Origin of the sequence: Pseudomonas sp. HN2 (assembly GCF_020736465.1) — a bacterium.
GTDB lineage: Bacteria > Pseudomonadota > Gammaproteobacteria > Pseudomonadales > Pseudomonadaceae > Aquipseudomonas > Aquipseudomonas moraviensis_A.
In genome coordinates this window covers 2,301,933-2,319,533 of record NZ_CP085885.1, presented here as the reverse complement: position 1 = coordinate 2,319,533, position 17,601 = coordinate 2,301,933, and the positions used below count along the sequence as shown (strand labels likewise).

14 protein-coding genes are annotated in these 17,601 nt (G+C 60.3%); 4 read left to right on the top strand and 10 right to left on the bottom strand.

Annotated features, from left to right (window positions below; all coding sequences use genetic code 11):
* Positions 1–15 precede the first annotated feature (15 nt).
* From LIS66_RS10265 to LIS66_RS10240, 6 genes are all read right to left on the bottom strand, one after another.
* Positions 16–642: an antibiotic biosynthesis monooxygenase gene (locus tag LIS66_RS10265; protein ID WP_027611590.1), complete on the bottom strand. Its 627-nt coding sequence runs from the start codon at positions 640–642 to the stop codon at positions 16–18.
* The gene (locus LIS66_RS10260; RefSeq protein WP_024012430.1) at positions 635–1,048 is read right to left on the bottom strand and encodes a DoxX family protein; all 414 of its coding nucleotides are present in this window, start codon (positions 1,046–1,048) and stop codon (positions 635–637) included. The genes LIS66_RS10265 and LIS66_RS10260 overlap by 8 nt, the downstream gene beginning before the upstream one ends.
* A gap of 228 nt (positions 1,049–1,276) precedes the next feature.
* Positions 1,277–1,420: a hypothetical protein gene (locus LIS66_RS10255; RefSeq protein ID WP_227974174.1), complete on the bottom strand. Its 144-nt coding sequence runs from the start codon at positions 1,418–1,420 to the stop codon at positions 1,277–1,279.
* A 70-nt stretch (positions 1,421–1,490) separates the two neighbouring features.
* Positions 1,491–5,528 carry a hypothetical protein gene (locus LIS66_RS10250; RefSeq protein WP_227974173.1) on the bottom strand — a complete coding sequence of 1,346 codons (4,038 nt, stop codon included), beginning with the start codon at positions 5,526–5,528 and terminating at the stop codon, positions 1,491–1,493.
* Between the two features lie 113 nt (positions 5,529–5,641).
* Entirely contained in the window at positions 5,642–6,565 is a 924-nt protein-coding gene (locus LIS66_RS10245; RefSeq protein ID WP_042609475.1) for a LysR family transcriptional regulator, read from the bottom strand.
* A 54-nt stretch (positions 6,566–6,619) separates the two neighbouring features.
* Positions 6,620–7,603 carry an MBL fold metallo-hydrolase gene (locus tag LIS66_RS10240; RefSeq protein ID WP_416220747.1) on the bottom strand — a complete coding sequence of 328 codons (984 nt, stop codon included), beginning with the start codon at positions 7,601–7,603 and terminating at the stop codon, positions 6,620–6,622.
* A gap of 235 nt (positions 7,604–7,838) precedes the next feature.
* Here LIS66_RS10240 and LIS66_RS10235 point away from each other — a divergent pair, with 235 nt between their 5' ends.
* Both LIS66_RS10235 and LIS66_RS10230 read left to right on the top strand, forming a co-directional pair.
* Entirely contained in the window at positions 7,839–8,270 is a 432-nt protein-coding gene (locus LIS66_RS10235) for a helix-turn-helix domain-containing protein (RefSeq protein ID WP_042609473.1), read from the top strand.
* Between the two features lie 134 nt (positions 8,271–8,404).
* The gene (locus tag LIS66_RS10230; protein ID WP_227974172.1) at positions 8,405–11,242 is read left to right on the top strand and encodes an ATP-binding protein; all 2,838 of its coding nucleotides are present in this window, start codon (positions 8,405–8,407) and stop codon (positions 11,240–11,242) included.
* Here the strand turns inward: LIS66_RS10230 and LIS66_RS10225 are convergent.
* Positions 11,207–12,679, bottom strand: coding sequence for an ATP-binding protein (locus tag LIS66_RS10225; RefSeq protein ID WP_227974171.1), 1,473 nt, complete (start codon positions 12,677–12,679; stop codon positions 11,207–11,209). The genes LIS66_RS10230 and LIS66_RS10225 overlap by 36 nt on opposite strands.
* 90 nt (positions 12,680–12,769) lie before the next feature.
* Complete coding sequence (locus LIS66_RS10220) at positions 12,770–13,720, bottom strand: GlxA family transcriptional regulator (protein WP_227974500.1); 951 nt, start codon at positions 13,718–13,720, stop codon at positions 12,770–12,772.
* A 219-nt stretch (positions 13,721–13,939) separates the two neighbouring features.
* Between LIS66_RS10220 and LIS66_RS10215 the strand changes: the two genes are divergently transcribed.
* Positions 13,940–14,662 (top strand): pirin family protein, encoded by a 723-nt coding sequence (locus tag LIS66_RS10215; protein WP_042609469.1) that lies wholly within the window; start codon positions 13,940–13,942, stop codon positions 14,660–14,662.
* Positions 14,663–14,703: 41 nt separating this feature from the next.
* On the opposite strand, the gene LIS66_RS10210 is transcribed toward LIS66_RS10215, so the two are convergent.
* Both LIS66_RS10210 and LIS66_RS10205 read right to left on the bottom strand, forming a co-directional pair.
* Positions 14,704–15,141: a hypothetical protein gene (locus LIS66_RS10210; RefSeq protein WP_042609665.1), complete on the bottom strand. Its 438-nt coding sequence runs from the start codon at positions 15,139–15,141 to the stop codon at positions 14,704–14,706.
* Positions 15,142–15,391: 250 nt separating this feature from the next.
* Positions 15,392–16,267, bottom strand: coding sequence for a LysR family transcriptional regulator (locus LIS66_RS10205; protein WP_227974169.1), 876 nt, complete (start codon positions 16,265–16,267; stop codon positions 15,392–15,394).
* Positions 16,268–16,378: 111 nt separating this feature from the next.
* Between LIS66_RS10205 and LIS66_RS10200 the strand changes: the two genes are divergently transcribed.
* Positions 16,379–17,578, top strand: a complete 1,200-nt coding sequence (locus tag LIS66_RS10200) for a YbfB/YjiJ family MFS transporter (protein ID WP_227974168.1) — start codon at positions 16,379–16,381, stop codon at positions 17,576–17,578.
* The last annotated feature ends 23 nt before the right edge of the window (positions 17,579–17,601 follow it).

Here is a 17,601-nt window from a genome sequence, read left to right as displayed (position 1 = left end):
AGAAGCAAACCCCGCTCAACGCGGCGAGGTTTCTTGGGAATCGAGGTGTTCATGGGCCTGGCTGGCTTCCAGCCACGGGGTGAACAATCGGGTGACCGGCGGCATTACCACGTACACCACCGAGAGGACGATGGTCAGGGTGATCAGGAACGTGGCGACCACGTAGTTGGACAGAAGCGGATGCAGCGCCAGCAGCGGCCCCCAGATCAGCGGCACCAGCAAGGTGTGCGGCAGAATCACCAGCAGCGAAACCACGGCCTGCTTCCAGCGCGGCGGCGGCGAAGCGGCATCGGCCAGGGGGGAGAACCAGAACTCGTTGACCGGGGCGACTTCAGTCTGATCACCGTCGGCCAGCATCGGCGCAGCTTCGGCGACCAGCGCCTGACGCTCGGAGGATTCCAGCCAACCCTGCATGGCCTCGGTGGAGCTGAAGCGCAGCACGCAGGTGTAAAAATCCAGACGCCCGCGCTTGCCACGCACCACGTCCACACCCAGATGCCCTTCGCGCTGCCCGGCAACGCGCACGATGTTGCGCAGCCACGCTTCATACGCTGATTCGAAACCGGCCTTGACCGAGTGTTTGATGATCAACGTGACAGTCTCATCGGCCCCCGGTGCTTGTTGATTAAGGACTTCAGGCATAACGCAGCACTCCGGGCAAACGAACAGGAATCGCCAGCCGTCCAGGCCCGGCGATCAATACAGTGGTGAAAAGAATCAACAGCAACCAGCCGAACTGCCCTTCAGCCACACTCCATTGCGGATGTACGACCAGCAACGCCACCAGCAGCACAAAGAGAATAGGCAAGCAGGCCAATCGCGCCAGCACGCCGGCGACGATCAGTAGGGGGCAGAGGACTTCGGCGAAGATCGCCAGGATCAGGGTCAGGTGGGCGCCGAGGTGGAACGGATCTTCGATCAGTTGCAGTTGCGCGGTGAAGTCCAGCAGCTTGGGCAAGCCGTGTACCCACAACAGAAACAACCCGCCGCTGACCCGCAGGAACAGCAACCCGATGTCGCGTGCCTGTTCATCCCTCGTAGCAATCATGACCCGACCCTTTGAATGTCATTGAGGGAATGATGCCAAGGCCGGGGCGGGAGAAATTGGATGGGTGTGCTTAGTTGCTTTCCATGCCCAGATCGTCTGCCGCCAACGACAAACAAAGGTGGGAGCGAGCCTGCTCGCGAAGGCGTCAGGTCAGTCAAAAAATACTTTGAATGACGCACCGCTTCACTTGAGTCGCGCTAACCCCGAGGCCCTGCCAATACGTGTCCTTTACACATAATCACGGTAGGCCATGCCGTCATAAGGTTTGATTCTGACAGTCACGCCTTTGGCCGGAATATTTGCAGGATCGAGTACATCGTTCTCCGCTTCGTCTACTGACGGTTTGAGCGGGATGTTTGTTGTTTTGTGCATGGTGAGACCTCACACGGCGCTCGGTCGAGCGCCGTGTTCCCGGGTTGAAGCAAGGCTCAGGGGCAAGCGTTCATCGCTCGGTATTCAGCTCGGCCCAGCGACTGGCCAGAAGTGCCCGGCCTCTGGAGGTCGGTGTAGCGTGATAAGAAACCTTGCCCCTCAGCCGCTCCTGTACGGCGCTGCTGTCCCCGCCGCCATCGGCATGTCCCCAGGTCACGACGCGGCCGTCAGCGGTGAGCGCAGTAAATCCATGAGTGTTGTCGTATAGCGCTTGTACCTGAGTCAGCTCGGTGACAACCGTCGAGGTGTCGCCACCTACGGTCGCATCCCCCCAGGCGACCACTGTGCCGTTCTTGCGCAACGCGGCGAAAGCCATGGAGGAACCACACACCTGAACAATGTCATCGAGCGCCGCGATTTCGGCAGGCACCAGACCACCCTCCGCGGGAGTGCCCCATGCCACTACATGACCGTTGCCTCGGCGCGCTGCGAATGCGCGCCAAGTGGAACTGACCTCGACAATGTCCGTGAGCCCGCCAATCAGCGCGTCGATCGTCCCGCCATACGCGGCCGTTCCCCACGCCACCACCTGCCCGGTGGCACGCCTTGCAGCGAAGGCCTGCGCATTGGCGCAGCTCAATTCGATGATGTCGGTCAGAGATGCAATTTCAGCCGGCACAACGCCGCCATAGGTGGCGTCGCCCCAGCCGACAAGTCGCCCATTGCCACGATGCGCGGCAAAGGCACCATAGCTGCCGATCAGATTGTCGATATCGGTGAGGCCTGCAATTTCACCGGGAACCACCCCACCATTTGCCGCCAAGCCCCAAGCCACAACATTCCCGGCGGATCGTTTTGCTGCAAAAGCCTGACCCGCCGCCACCACTCGTACAATATCCGTCAGCGCGCTGATCTCTATGGGAATACTACCTCCATCGTCAGGTGTGCCCCAGGCAACCACCTGCCCGGTCGTCTTCAACCCGGTGAACGCAGTCGCATTACCGATGACTTCGACAAAACCCAGCGGATCTATACCGCTCATGCTTCCGCCCTCGGCGGCGGTTCCCCAGGCGACAACTGCACTATTGGCGCGGCGAGCCGCATAAGCGCTGCGCGTGCAGCTCACCTCAACGATGTCATCCATGGTGATAATGGTCGGAGGAATATCGGCGCCGTAAGCAGCGTTGCCCCAACCGGCGACATCCCCGACATCCCGGTGAGCGACGAAGGCAGCGAAACCAGTGACCGTGGTGTCGATCCCGTTGCCAATGATATTCGCCGAGTTGAGCGTGACCAGATCATCGGCAGTGCGCACCTGCAGCAGCTGCTGCGGTGCGGTGTCGCGCCAGATGGCAGCGGTCATCCACTCTGTGTCCGAAGCGTACTTCCACTGCGCTTGCAGCGGCTGCCCCGTGGTGGCGTTGAATGCGCTCAGCACACGCGTGGCACTGGACGCGCGATAAGTACTGCGGTTATAGCGCGCGCCCATGATCTTCAAGGTACCGCTGCCAATAACCCGGCGGACATCGTAAACCGTCGGCGTCGACGGGCCATCGGTCCCTCCCGCCTTGCGCTTGACCTCATAACTCAACGCGATGCTGTCATCGAGGTTGGCGCTGATGACCGTATGGGCCACCTTGACCACGCTGAGTTCTTTGTCGGCCTCTGCTGCCAGAACCCTGTGGGTGTAAGGAGTGGTGGTTTTACCGACCACGGTCACGGTAACTTCATCGTCGGTCTTCAATTGCGCGGTGGCCGGGATCACCACCGTCGCGCCGCTGGGGTAGACATCGTCCGGGTTCAACTGATCCTTCTGCGCCCCCGTGGCTTCCCTGAAGGTGGCAACCGGTAGCCGGATCTCTTGCGCTTGCACGTTGAAGTCATAAGGTTTGCCGTCGGCCTCGCCGCCGTCAAACAACTCGACCCGATAATCGATAGTCACTTTTTTGTTCAAGCTGGCCTGCACAACGGACAGGTCAACAGTGAACTCGATCGGCTTGCCCTTGTTGTTGCCACTGACCGCTTTGTCATCGGTGTGATTGACCACTCCATCCGATGATGTCCAGGTCATATAGAAGTGATCGCCGGCATTCTCGGGATCATTGGCCGGTATCTCGACTGTCGCTCCGTCTGGAGTATTGGCCGGATCGAGTATGTCATCGGCCGCCTGCACAACGCGGGCCGGATCCAGCAATTGCGTGGACTCGCCGACGGAGAACACGAGGGGGTTGGAATAACTGATCGTGTCAGTTTCTTTGCGCCAGATTTCGTAACTGGCCGTGATCGTGGCACCGCGATTGGGCTCGATATGCTCGGCCACAAACTTGTCGCTGAGCCGGAATGGCACGTCGCTGTTCTCGTTGAGCGCAGTAATGTCGATGGAGTCGCCGGTCTTGCCTGATTGTTCCCCATCCCATTTGTAAGTCACCTTATCGCCGCGTTTCGTCGGTGTGACGATGGGTTTGGGAACAGTCAGCTGACCAACGCCGTTGGGTAAATCAGCAGGCTCCAGTGAGCCATTGCTTTCTCCGAGCACGATCGGTTTAACCAGCTCGAATTTTGGCTCGCCCACGCTCAGCGTTGCCGCGGGACGTGACACACGCCTGACAATGGCGCCGTTCCCATCCACACTCAGATGGACATATGACAACACCAGTGTTCCGCCCTCAATGGACTTCAAGTGCAAGCCTTCGACAGTGAGGAAAAAACCGATCGGGTCGGCGATTTCCTCCCGGCTCGGTATATACCTTTCGAATTCCGGGACATAGACGCTGCCTTCCGAACGTTTACCGAACCACACCAGTTCAAACGCATCGCCATAGTTGAACAGCGAATCAGAGCGAATCAGAACCCGGGTATATGCCAGGTCAGGTTCAATGGCACCCTGGTTTTCATCCTCAGCAACAGGGGCATCCAGGCGCGTGGCCTCACCGTTGACTTGCACGAACTGACCTTTGGATTGCAGATCGGAAGTTCCTTCACGCTTGACCTCATAAGAAAAAATCACCTGGGTTCCGACAAGCCTGCGCAGATCGGCATTTTCGAAATCGAATTCATAGGTGTGGGGAAGATTGTCGACCTCCTGCCTGGGCGCAGTGAACGTGACGGTTTGACTGTCCACTGTGGTACCGCTGACTTTTACTTCAATCCAGTCCTGATGTTTGAATTCGCTCGAAGTTGCCCAGACCTGAACAACGACGTTTTTATCACCCAACCGGTCAAGGTCCAGGACATTGTTGAGCGCATCCTTGGCAATAGGGGCAACCAGCCGATTGGTGTTGAGCGAAACCCTGATCCGGGTTTCTCTACACCAGTCCTCCGAATAATTGTGGACGATATCCCGCACGCGAAAGCTCACGGCCAGGCCCACCTCATCGGTATCACCTGCCTTTTCTATAACTGCCCGCTTGACGTAAACAGTGATGGGATTCTTCACCGGATCACTGATTTGCTCCGCCGTCACCGGGTCGGACAAGATCAGAATGCCCCCCCAACTGAGCTCAGCTTGGTCGCCCACCGCAATACCAGGATAGGGTTCGCCGCTACCGGATGCGTTTCGAATGACGATAGGCAAACCTACTGTCGGATCCGGATCATCCGGATCCTCCTTCGGCGGAGCGTTCCCGCTGTCAACTCCACCAGAGACGAACTCCGGCGGGATGAACATGTATAGATTGGAATGCCCCGGCCCCTCCTCCGTATCCTGTCCGCCGGGAATTTCCAGCTTGACGAATATTTTCAATGGCGGCGCATACGTCTCGGCGGGATCCAGGCCTAAACGCTTTACCCAATAGTCGATTTCATGGGATCCCGAAGCAAGATGCCGTGGAGCAACGAACAGGGTCGCACGCTGATCAGATTCTGATTGATCACGAATGATGTACCGATCCACCTCGACAGAGCCTTTCCTGAGCACCACCAGGTCGCCTTTATTCTTGGTCGTCCATGGGCTGAGGTAGACCTGCAATCCATCGTCCGGATAGACCCCTTGCGCCGCGGCCCGATTGATCCCCCACTCTCCCGAGGGAAGGATGGGAAGCATGCGACCGGTGATATCCGGCTCAGGAAGTGCCAGCGTTGCGACGTGTTTCTTGAGTTTCAAAAGCATGACAAAACACTCCTGCCGAGGGATTAGGCGACGGAGTGATTAACAGCCAGAAACAGTAAATCGTCACCTGTCACATCTGACAGGTGCAGAGCAGTTTCCGACGAACGGAGGGCTCAAGGTGACGGTATGTCCAGCGGTGCCGCCATGAACTGGCTGATGCGCGAGCGTAGCCACTTCTCCGCCGGGTCGTTGTCGTGCACCCCGCTCCACGCCATCGACAACTGCGCGGCATCAATCGGGAATGGCGGATCTTCGGCACGCAGGGCGCAGCCTTCGACCAGTGCACAGGCCGCGTAATCCGGCACGGTGGCGATCATCTCGGTACCGGCGAGCAAGGCACGCAAGCCACTGAATTGCGGCACACCGAGAACCACCCGGCGGCAGCGGCCGATCTTCGCCAGATCGAGGTCGATATTGCCGCTCAGGTCACCCGAGAACGACACCATCGCGTGCGGACGCTCGCAATATTCGTCCAGCGTCAGCGGCCCCGGACGATCATCGCCGCGCAGCACTTTGCAGGGGATGTCGCGCAGCTTCTTGCGCTTGGCGTTGGCGGGCAGATCCGTGGTGTAGCTGACACCCACGGAGATTTCCCCCGAAGCCAACAACGCCGGCATCAACAGATAGTTGGCGCGGCGCACCACCACGACAATTCCCGGCGCCTCCTGCTGGAGCTGGCGCAACAGCGGTGGAAACAGACCGAACTCGGCGTCGTCCGACAGACCGATGCGGAACACGTCGCAACTGCTCGCCGGTTCGAATTCCTTGGCGCGGCTGACCGCACCGGAAATCACGTCCATCGCCGGTTGCAGCTCCTTGAGGATCGCCAGCGCCCGCGCCGTCGGCTCCATGCCGCGACCGTTGCGCAGCAGCAACGGGTCGTCGAACAGATCGCGCAAGCGCCCCAGCGCCGCACTGACCGCGGGCTGGCCCATGAACAGTTTTTCGGCAACGCGGGTCAGGTTCTTTTCGAACATCAGCGCTTCGAAAATCACCAGTAGGTTCATGTCGACGCGGCGCAGATCGTTACGGTTCATGGGCGTGGTTTCCTTATCGGTGTCAGACGCTTTTTGCCACTGGCGCTGGGCACTTTACTCGATCAATGGCACTTTCGCCGCGCGTTTGTACGGGCCGTACTCCACCGGTACCCACTGGAAATGTTTGCCCTCGGCGGTGATGTGGCCGATGCCCGGAAACGGCAGATGTGCTGCGGTCACCCAGGTCTTGCTTGCTGCCGCGGCACTGAACACGGCCTGACGACTGCTGATCGCTTGCTGACTGTTGACGTCAAAACCGATCGACACTTCCGGGTGCAAAAACTGCACCGCCAGGTTGTGCACCAGATCGCCCATGAACACGATGCTCTGCTGCTGCGAGGTGAAGCGGTACGTCGTGCTGCCCGGCGTGTGCCCGGCTTCGAGGGTGGCTTCGACCAAGCCTGGCAGCGGCGACTGCCCGGGGGCGAAAGTCTTGAAGCGACCGGCAGCAACGTAGGCTGCGGTGGAATCCTGGGCGATTTTGAAAAACTCCTTGGCGCCGGCCGGAGCCTTGGCCAGTGCAGCAGGATCAAGCCAGTAATCGGCCTCGGCCTTGGCCGCATACACGGTGGCGTTGGCGAACAGCGGTTTTTTCTCTGCATCGACCAGACCACAGACGTGATCGAGGTGCAGGTGCGTCAAGAGAATCGTGTCGACCTGCTCAGGCTTGTAGCCGGCGGCCTGCATGTTGGCCGAAAGCTGCCCGGCGGTGGCGCCGATGCACTGCCCGGCGCCGGTATCCACCAGAATCAGCTGTCTGCCGGTGTTGACCAGGAACGCATTGAACGCGGTCTGCACCCCTGGGGTTTCAATCGAACGGCGGGCGAGGAGCGCGCGAATCTGGCTCTGGCTCATGCCCTGCAACAACTTCGGCGACAAATCGTTGTAACCGTCGAACAACGCGGTGACTTCGTAATCGCCCACGGCCAGCCGGAAGTAACCCGGCGCTTGAGTGCCCACCTGCGGCGCCTGCGCCATCGCGCCGGACATCGCCAGCATGACCGCCACGGTCGTCGCTGCTTTCACCAAGACTTTCATTGCATTCCCCTTGAACCTGGCCGACGGCGGCCGCGCTTTATCGACATCGTCGCGCAAAGTGCCAGGCGCTGACTTGCAAGGATGTGCTGAGTTCCAGCCCGAGCCATGAAATTAACAACGATTAACTCGTCAGGCTTACGCCCTCGCCCAACAATGAAGTCCTCTGCGCAGCGTTGCTTTTTTGACCTGAGGGAATGCGCCGACCGTGCCTTCCCCACCGACACGGACCTAGGCCATGGCTTATCCACAGCAAACCGTCGCCCTCGCCCCTGCCTGCGAACCGCGTAAAAACGCGACTGGCGGACTCAGTCCACAGCGCGAACGCCAGATCAAACAGTTGATTCTCGATCGCTTGGGCGAAAGTCTCGAAGTAGCTGAACTGGCCCGCGCCTGTTCGCTGTCACGCAGTCATTTCTCCCGCGCGTTCAAGTGCAGCACCGGCCTGTCGCCACAGGACTGGATTCGCGCCCAGCGTCTGGCCCGGGCCAAGCTGCTGATCCAGCACACCGACCTCAGCCTGACGCAAATCAGCCTGGAATGCGGGTTCTGCGATCAGGCACACTTCTGCCACATGTTCACCCGCAGCGAGGGGATCAATCCGTTCGCCTGGCGCTGTCGAGTCATGGGCAAACCGAAAAACAACGCAGCGCAGCCTGCGGTGTTTTGACTGCTGCCGTTACGCCACCCGTTGCACTGATGCTCAAACCTGAGGATTATGCCCGGACACCCCGGATCAGACGGCCTGCGCACGCGCCAGGCACTGGTTCGCCCTGTTCGCCGCATTACCGCAGGAGCGCGCTGTTGAGCTTTTCCCCGAATCAGGCCATTGCGTTTGGCCCCTATCGGATTCATCCCGGGCAACGACTGCTGATTGAAGGCCAACAGCCTTTGCGCCTGGGACGGCGGGCGATGGACATCCTCCTGATTTTGCTGGCCCACGCCGGCGAAGTGGTGAGCAAACAGCAACTGATGGCTGGCGTCTGGCCAGACAGTGTCGTTGAAGACATCAACCTGCGCGTGCACATGGCGGCGCTGCGCAAGGCGCTGGGCGACGGACAGAACGGACAGCGCTACATCGTCACCGTGGCGCAGCGCGGCTACAGCTTTGTCGCACCGATTGTGCTCGACAGCATCGAACAAAAGCCTGCAATGCCCGTCGCCAGGCACAACCTGCCGCTGCGTCGCACGCGAATGATCGGCCGCCAGCCCGTGGTCGATCATTTGATTGCGCAACTGCCGCGCCGACGCTGCATCACCCTGGTCGGCCCCGGCGGCATTGGCAAGACCACCGTCGCCCTGCGTGTCGCCGAACAATTGATCGGCCAGTATCGCGACGGCATCCGCCTGGTAGATCTGGCGCCCATCGCCGATCCCGCACTGATCGGCTCGCATCTGGCGACGCTGCTCGATCTGTCCGCGCCTGAAGGCGATGCGCAGGCTTGCCTGGTCGATGGCCTGCGTGAACGGCAGATGCTGCTGGTGATCGACAACTGCGAGCACCTGATCGATGCGGTCGCATCGCTCAGCGAGCAGATTCTGCGTGGCGCGCCCAGGGTGCATATCCTCGCGACCAGCCGCGAGAGCCTGCGTGCCGAGGGCGAGTTCGTGCAGCGTCTGGAATCACTCGAATGCCCGTCCATGTCGACCGCGATGGAGCCGGCCCAGGCGCTGGGCTTTGCTGCGCTGCAATTGTTCGTCGAACGCGCCACGGCGGCGCGGGAAAGCTTTCAACTGAGCCACGCCGAGCTGCCGCAAGCGATCGAGATCTGCCAGCGCCTGGACGGTATTCCGCTGGCACTGGAACTCGCCGCCGCGCAGGTCAGCGAATTGGGCATGGACGGATTGCTCAAACAGTTGCGCGAGGGTTTGCCGCCGCTCTCAGCCAGCCACCACAGCAGCGCCGAGCGCCACCTGACCCTGCGCGCAACAATGGACTGGAGTTTCAACCTGCTCAACGTCTGTGAGCAAACCTGTCTGCGCCGTCTGGGCATTTTCCGCGGCAGCTTCACTCTCGCCTCAGCGGCGGCAGTGGTCATCGGCCAACAGATCGATCCCGGCGCAGTATTCAACGCAATCACGCAATTGGTGGCCAAATCCCTGCTTAGCGTCGAAGTGGGCGACGAAGATGTTTTCTACCGCTTGCTCGACACCACCCGCCACTATGCACTGGAAAAACTCGAACAGGCCGATGAGCTCAGTGCAACCCGCCGACGCCACGCCGAGCGTTGCCTGACCTTGATGCAGCAGGCACAAGCGGATTGGGACAACACCCCGACCGTGCTGTGGCTGGAGCGCTATGCCCGGGGTCTGGAAGATTTGCGTGCGGCGCTGGACTGGAGCCTCAATGGGCCGGGACCGGATGAGCTGGGCGTTCAACTGGCAGCCGCTTCGGCGCCGTTGTGGCAGGAACTGTCGCTGCTGCGCGATTACAGCCGCTATGTGCGCCGCGCACTAAGCCTGCTTGAGGAAACGACCGCGCCCTGCCCTCGCCTGCAAATCGCCTTGAAACTGGCGCTCGGCAGTGCCAGCTATCACACCTGGGGCGGTACGCCACAAACCATCCAGGCCTTCATCGATGCCTGCCAATTGGCCGAAGAACAGGGCGATCTGGCTGGTCAGTTGCGTGCGATATCGGGGCACATGGCGGTCAATCTGAGTTGCGGGCATTACCGCATGGCGTTGGCCCAGAGTGAGCAATTCGACCGCATCGGCGTACACGGCGAGCCACTGCTCTCGCTGAGCACACATCGCTTGCGCGTGCTGGCCCTGCATTACGCCGGCGACCAACCGCAGGCGCGCGCGCATGCCGAGCAAGTGCTGCAACGCATGGCCCACAGCGGCCATCTCAATCGTTTCACTCATGGTTTCGGCGTGCAATACGACCAGAGCGTAGCCTCGTTGACGGTGCTGGCACGGGTGCTGTGGCTGCAAGGTCTGCCCGAACAGGCATGGCGCGCGGCACGGCAGGCGCTGGACATCGCCGTGCAGATCAACCACGGCACCTCGATCTGCTACACCCTGGCACTGGCCAGTTGCCTGATCGCTCATTACAACGGCGACCGCGAAAGCGCCCGCGCGCTGCTGCAGCTGCTGCTGGAGCAGTCGCAGAAGCATTCGGTGTTGCTGTTCAATAATTGGGGCCGGCATTACGCGCAGGTCATTGATCCTGACAATGCCGCGCCCGTGTCAGCGCAAAGCAGCGGGCTGATCCGGGAGGTGATGGTTACGCTGGATGAACGTTTCGTGGATGACGCATTGGTTGAGCGAGCGCGCAATGGCGATGCGGGTTGGAGTGCGGCAGAGATATTGCGCGCGCGCGCGGCGGCACTGTTGATGGGTTCAGAGAAGCCCCTTCGCGAGCGGGCTCGCGAATCGGCCCTCTCGGACACCGCTGAAACCCGAGAAGCCGAACAAACCCTGCAACAAGCCTTGACCATCGCCAGAAGCCAAGGCGCGCTGGCCTGGGAACTGCGCAGCGCCACGGACCTCGCAGAGTTATGGCACCGCCAGTCGCGCTACCGCGATGCCCTGGATCTGCTTAACCCGATCTACCAGCGCTTCACCGAAGGCTACGCCACTCCGGACTTGTGCAAAGTACGCCGGCTACTCGACCGCCTGCGCGACCAGTGCCCGGCCTGACGCATTGCGCGTTCGGCTGAGATAGCGCGCATGGCGATGGTCCAGTTCGAGCTTGTCGTCGCTGCGCTCGAATTGATCACGAGCATAGCGACGCACGGTGTTGAGCATCCAATAGCGGACCGTTGCATGGATCGGTTGCTGGATCAGCAACGATTTGCGTGCCAACCCTTCGATTATCGCGCTCAGCCTGGAGCCGGCCAGATCCACGCTGCTGATCACGCTCAGTGCGGCCTCCAGAGTAAAGCCCGTGCTGAACACCGACAGACGCAGCAGCACTTGCTGCTCCATTTCTGTCAGGCATTGATAGCTCCAATCGATAGCAGCAGCCATCGACTGATGGCGCGGTTCCGCGGTGCGCCGGCCTTGGCCAAGCAACTGCAGACCGTTTTCAACCTGGGCCTGTAAGCCGATCAAGCCCAACGCATCGATCTGCGCCGCCGCAAGTTCGATCGCCAGCGGCAGACCGTCCAGTTGACGGCAGATCTCGCGCACGCCTGGCAAATCCTGTACACGCAAAGTGAAGCCATGCTGCCGCGCCCGCGCGCGATTGACGAACAACTGCACCGCCGGATAGCCCATGGCTTCTTCGACGGTGTTCAATGCCGAGCGCTTGGGAATCGCCAACAGCGGGACGTAATGCACGGTCTCCTGAGCGACGTGCAAGGCTTCGCGGGCGCTGACCAGAATCGACAGGCCGGGCGCAGCATGCAACAGGGTTTCTACCAGAGCCGCGCAGCTGTCGCGCTGGTGGTCGCAGTTATCCATTATTAACAAGGCGTGCCGGCCGGTCAGGGTGAAAAAGTCCGTGTTCAGGGTGCGCAACAGGTGCTCGAGCAATGGAATGTCATCTTCGACGCCGGCAAGGTCGACCCACCAGGCGCCATCGCGAAAGTACTGCAGCAGCAATTCCGCCACGCGCAATGCCACAGTGGTTTTGCCCACTCCCGGCGCACCGGTAATTGTCATCAAGCGGCACACCGGCATTTGTCGAACCAGACTACCGACCAAGGCATCGCGCCCGCTGACTGGCGTCAGTCGTGCCGGAAGATTGTGCACAGGCGTGAGCGCGGCGACGGGCGTGGGCAGCGCATCACTTGTGTGCCGCTGCACCGGGGCGACAAAACTGTAGCCGCATTGCGCCACGTGAACGATGTAACGCTGCCCGTTGGTGCCGTCGCGCAGTGCGCGCCGCAATGCCGCAATGTGCACCCGAAGATTGATCTCTTCGACGATCGACGTCGGCCACACTTGAGCAATCAATTGCTCTTTGCTGACAACCTCGCCCGCGTTATCGAGCAGCACCTGCAGAATGTCCATGGCGCGCCCGCCCATGCGCAGCGGCTGCTCTCCTTCAAGGACCAGACGCTGGCGCACATGAAAGGCGTAGGGGCCAAAACGCAGCACCGAACCCTGGTTTGTGTCGTTGTGATTATTCATGCCAGACATCTTGGCACCCTTGCGTGACGATACAACCGCCACAGCCGACACAGTACGGACATCCGGCTGCGCCAGACGGACAGAACCGCTCTAGCTGAACTGTTCCCGGTATTTTAACGGTGTAAGACCGAGCTTTTCGGCGAACAGCGAGCGCATGTGCCGGACACTGCCGAAGCCACTTTTATAGGCAATGGTTTTGAGGGGCAGATCGCTGGTTTCCAACAGGTTTCGCGCGCAGTCAATGCGGGCGTTCTGCAGGAACTCCATCGGCGTCATGTTGACGTCACGAGTAAACAGACGCGCGAAGTGGCGTGCGCTCATGTTCGCCAAACCGGCCATGCGCTCGACGGTGAAAGCTTCTTCCAGGTGTTCAAGCACGTAATTCTGCGCGCGGGTGATGGGCGTCTCTTGCGGAGAGACTGCCGCCATCAAAGGGCTGAACTGCGCTTGTCCGCCTTGGCGCTTCATGACCACCAACAAGACCTTGGCCACGTCCTGGGCGATTTTCTTGCCGTGATCCTGGGCAACCACCGCCAGTGCCAGGTCGATGCCGGCGGTAACGCCTCCCGAAGTGATGAGGTTACGATCCTCGACGTAGATCTGATCGGTGGTCACCGTGGTTTTCGGAAAGGCCTTGATCAGCCGCTCGGTGTAATTCCAGTGCGTGGTGACGCGATAACCGTCCAGCAGACAGGCATGACCGAGGATGAATGCGCCAGTGCAAATCGAACCATAGCGTTCGGCGCGCGGCACGGCGTTTTTCAACCAGGTGAACAGCTCCGGAAATCTCTGGTTGTAAGCGCCGGGTCCGCCGGGCACCAATAGCAGGTCATAGCGCTCGGCGGCTTGGTCGATGTGCAAATCAGCCTGAACCTGCACGCCATTGGACGCCCTCAGCAACCCGCGCTCCGTGCCTAACGTCGTCAGTTGATAATGCAAATCCGGTTTCAGATAACGGTTGGCGACTGAAAACACTTCCAGCGGCCCGGCCATGTCGAGCATCAGAAAGTCAGGAAACAGCACCATTGCCACGGTTTTCATGGGAGGCATCACACATTTCAGGGGTAAATACGCACGCTGCAACCCGGGCATTATGGCCAACTCAGGCGTAATCAGCGCACACGAATGGGTGAACCATAACGCAAAACTGTCAACCTGAGCCGGACAGTCTTTCAATTTCCATCTACTTATTGCCTTGTCCGGTAACCAGTAACCTTCTCCTCACTCGGACGAATTCACGTCCCGCCAGGAGATTTCATGATGCTGACTCTTCGCAAAGCCTCCGATCGCGGCCTCGCCAATCACGGCTGGTTGAAGTCGTTTCACACCTTCTCTTTCGCCAGTTACCGCAACCCGCGTGAACAAGGGTTTTCCGACCTGCTGGTGATCAACGATGACCGGGTCGCCGCCGGCAAAGGTTTTGGCCAGCATCCGCACCGCGACATGGAAATCTTTTCCTATGTGCTCGAAGGCGCGCTGGAACACAAGGACACCCTCGGTACTGGCTCGGTGATCCGCCCCGGCGATGTGCAATTGATGAGTGCTGGCAGTGGCGTGGCGCACAGTGAGTTCAACCACTCAGCCGCCAAGCCCGTACACTTTTTGCAAATATGGATCGTGCCGGATGTCAGTGGCGCCAAACCGCGCTATCAGCAGGAGCACTTCAGCGCGGAGAAAAAACGCGGTCGCCTGCAACTGATCATCTCGCCGGACGGTAACAACGGCTCTCTGAAGGTCCGCCAGGATGCGCGGGTCTATGCCGGGTTATTCGACGGCAAGGAAAGTGCCACGCTGAAATTGCCGGCCAATCGTTACGCCTACGTGCACGTTGCGCGCGGCAGCGTCGAACTCAACGGCCAGTCCCTGCAGGAAGGCGACGGTGTGCGGGTTCGTGAAGAACAGCTGCTTACGTTGAGCAACGGTGTCGATGCCGAAGTGCTGGTGTTCGACCTGCGCCCACAGGAGTTGCCTGAAATGCCATGATTTGGCGCGATGCAGAACGGCCTTCCAATGAAGGCCGTTTTTCATTGCGGCGGCACCGTTGTGGGTCGTGCGACTGGTTGGGGGACGGACACCTCCTTGCCAATCTGAATCGCCGCCAGCGTGGTTTGTATTGTGGTCAACACCGCCGCCTGATTGGCGAAATGCGCGCCTACCAGCAACGAAGCCACGCCGAGGAAATGCACGGTGGTGGCAGCCCAATAGTTGGCCTTTACCGTTGATGCCTGCCTGATCGCTTCCCGCGATTCGTCGGCAATTTTCTGCACGCCCATCCACATCAGGTCATAACGCTTGTCCCGTTCCTGTAGGGCCCTGTCCCGTTCAAGATAGACCTTGTTCTGCTCTGCCTGAGCAGCGAGGAACCCGCGAATGTCGGCGCGCATTTCTGCTACGCGACCGTCCATTCTCGTCTCGATGGTTTCTATCCTGGCATCGAATTCTTCGCGGCTTAAGGTGCTCATGATTTGCCTGTCCCGACCTGCGTCCGATCTGTCCGTGACTGCATATTGATTCACTTCCCTGATTTTCAATTCGACACCTTTGTGTGGCTACCGAGGCCTTCCCTGGCGCTTCGTTTCGATGCAGGCCTGAGGTCTGCATCGAACTGCAGTCACAATAGAATTCATCACTGGCGACGACAAGCCGGCCCATTCTGCCTCGGACGTAGGCTGTTTCGTCAGACGTTGTAGCCTCGGCAAAACCCTGAATCCACTATTGGTTTTCCAGCGCAAAAGCCTCAACGATTTGCTCGATGACCGCACGTACTCGCGCGGTGTGACGGAGGTCGGCGTGGGTGACCAGCCACACTTCATACGGCAACGGCCGGGTCCGCTCCGGCCAGAGTCTGACCAGGCGGTCGCGCTCGCCCATGTACACCGGGATCTCCCCTACGCCGAGGCCGGCAGCAAGGGAGCGACGCACCAAAAGGCTGGAACTGAGCGTGGCAACAATGCGCCCTCGGCCTAACGGCTCGGAGACCAGCGTGAGGTCTTTTTTGCTCTGTAAATAAGGCTGATAGACCACCAGATCGTGGCCTTCGAAAGCACTGCCGGGCTGCGGTTCGCCGTTGCGATCAACATAGGCCTGCGCAGCGAAAAGTCCTACAGGCCAACGGGCGATTCGCCGGGCGATGAGATCCGGGTTATCCGGCCGGGTATTGCGCACCGCGATATCCGCCTCGCGCTTGGCCAGACTGAGAATCTGCGTCGACGCATCCAGCTGGATCTGCACATCCGGATGCTGATCATGCAGGCGTGCCATCGCCGGGATAATGAAGTCGATGGCCAGCGAGTCAGTGGTGCTGATCCGTACATTACCGGTCAGCCGGTCATCCAGCCCGTGGATGTGCCGCTCCAGTTCCAGTGCCGAATGCTCCATTTTTTCCACGCTTTTGAGTGCAGCTTCACCTACGGCCGTCAACGCATAGCCGTCAGACGTGCGCAGGAACAGCGTCGCGCTCAAAGACTTTTCGAGCGCGGTGATGCGCCGTCCAACAGTGGCTTGGTCAACGCCCAGAACACGCGCCGCACCGCGCAAGGTCGACTCCCTGCAGACCGCCAGAAATACTCGCGCATCATCCCAATTCATGCCGGCTCTCCCAGAAGCATTTTTGCATCACTCTGCCGCTTAATCGCTGCGTATACGCAGCAACGATAGCCGATAAGCTGAGCGCCATACACCTCTGATGAGATCGCTATCATGCGTACTGCAAACTCTTCCGGCATCTGGCTGCCGATCTTCGCCGGACTTTGCGCCAGTCTGGTCAGCATTGGCCTGGCGCGTTTCGCTTACACGCCATTGATCCCTTCGCTGATTCAGGCGCAGTGGTTTTCGGCCAACGATGTCGTCTACCTCGGCGCGGCCAATCTGGTCGGCTACTTGATCGGCGCCCTGCTCGGGCGGCCCATGGCTCATCGTTTGGGTAATCGCAATGCCTTGCGCTTGATGATGCTGGCGGTCACGGGAGCATTTTTTGCCTGTGCTTATCCGCTGTCGGTGAGCTGGTTCTTCGGCTGGCGTTTGCTGTCCGGCGTTGCCGGTGGCGCGATCATGGTGCTGGTGGCGGCAACCGTGCTGCCCCACGTTCCGGCGGCGCGCAGAGGTTTGGCCAGTGGCGCAATCTTCCTTGGCATCGGCCTCGGGATTGCCGGCTCGGGAACCCTCGTGCCGCCGCTGCTGAGCCTCGGCTTGCAGGCCACCTGGCTGGGACTGGGCGCGTTGGCGCTGTTGCTGACCGCGTTGAGCTGGTTCGGCTGGCCTGCGGATACCGCGCATCCGGTGGCTGCGCACATAACGTCGGCTGATGAGCCGACACCGCCGGGCGTGTACCTGTTGTTCGCTCAATACGCGTTCATGGCGGCCGGCCTCGTGCCCGCCATGGTGTTTCTGGTGGATTATGTGGCTCGCGGACTGGGCGCGGGGGCACATACCGGCGCAATGGTCTGGGTCATGTATGGGCTGGGGGCGATTGTCGGGCCAGTGACTTACGGTTTTCTGGCCGACCAGCTTGGCGCACGCACTGGCATTCGCGTGGTGCTGGTAGTGCAAGCCATTGCCCTCGGTTTGCTGGCCGTCTGCCATTCGTTTCTGGCACTGGCTTTACTAGCGGTGATTCTCGGCTCGTTCCCGCCGGGCATTGTGCCGCTGGCCTTGGCCCGGGTGCATGAACTGGTGCCATCCCATCACCGCCAGCAGATTGCCTGGAGCCGCGCCACCGTGTCGTTCGCCACCTTTCAGGCGCTGGCCGGGTTTGCCTACTCCGCACTGTTCAACGCTTCGGGTGGGCAGCACAAGCTGCTGTTTGTGATCGCAGCAGGCGCAATAGCAGTGGCTCTGCTGCTGGAGCAAGCCATGCGCTGGCTGCCCTCTGCGACTGAAACCCGTTGCGCGGCAAACTGAAGGGAATCATTGCGCACTGCCGG